Origin of the sequence: Phaeobacter sp. B1627 (assembly GCF_006265095.1) — a bacterium.
Taxonomy (GTDB): Bacteria; Pseudomonadota; Alphaproteobacteria; order Rhodobacterales; family Rhodobacteraceae; genus Epibacterium.
The window spans coordinates 1-1,073 of the sequence record NZ_VCNK01000063.1 but is presented as its reverse complement, the minus strand read 5'-3'; the positions used below and the strand labels follow the sequence as shown (position 1 = coordinate 1,073).

The window sequence follows — 1,073 nt, the reverse complement described above, 5'->3', positions numbered from 1 at the left end:
CCTGACCGATGGCGTGTCAAATCTGCGGAAGCATGCTCGCGTCATAGCGCCAGCGCGCGCTGCAGATCTTCATGTTCGAAGGCGCTGGCCATGCGATTGATCTCAGCCGAACGCGCACCGACCGACCTCGCAGTCTCGCGCCAGGTGGCGGTGACCGTTGCCACCTCCTTGATGATTGCGCGCGCCTGCGCGAGCGTCAGGGCGAAGTATTCTGAAGCCTCTTCCAGCAGGTCGAGCGAACAGGTGCCCTCGTCGAGATCGATATTGGTGGTCAGCACCCGCGCCTTGATGTCGGTCGGCACCGGATTGAGATCATAGGCCGGCGACAGCGACCATCCCGCCTTGCCGCGCCAGAGGAAGCCGTGGTTCCGCAGATGATCGTCGACATTGGAGATCAGCACGCTGAAGACGACACGGCGATACAGGGCCTGGGCATCGGTCTTGCCCTGTGCGCCATGCTCGGCCAGAGCGTCAACGATTTCGGGGTAGCTCCCGCGCTCGCCATCCTTGGCGCCCATCATCGCCATCGCTGACAGGAACGGGATCCGCACGGTGCCCTCGCGATCAAACCGCCGCGACAGCATGACCTTCTTGCCCGCCACATCGACGAGTTCGTGGTGCGGCGTGACGATGCCAGCCTGGCCAGCCAGCCGGAGCGCAATCTCCTCCCATGTCTCCATGCTGTATTCGTCGGTTTCCTTCGGAAACTTGGCAATGGAGAGATGACCATGCTGATCAATCACCGAGGCCTTCGGACGCGCTCCGCCGAGCGATGAGCCAGGCGCAAAGATGAGCTGGAGGTCCTCGTCGGTTTCCTCATCCCGCAGGATCCGTTCGGTGACCTGCAGGAGGCGTCCGAGCTCGATCAGGGCGGGAACCCCCGCGCGGATCGGTGCCAGGAACGGTTCCTCGCCCACCCGCCGAAAGCGAAGCGCGCCAAGCCGGGTCTCGTCAGCGACACCCAGGAGATAATCGCTTTCGGTCAACGCGCGCACCGCACGGCGATCCCGTTCGGCGCTGCGTCGTTCCGCGCGCTGCATCAGGCGGCGGCCCCAGGTGTCGGGCGCGGAGTC

At 64.6% G+C, this 1,073-nt stretch carries 1 protein-coding gene; it reads right to left on the bottom strand.

Annotated elements, in window-relative coordinates; translation table 11 throughout:
• Nucleotides 1-41: 41 nt before the first annotated feature.
• A partial coding sequence (locus FGE21_RS19255) for a type II toxin-antitoxin system HipA family toxin (RefSeq protein WP_139665025.1) occupies nt 42-1,073 on the bottom strand: 1,032 nt, incomplete at its 5' end.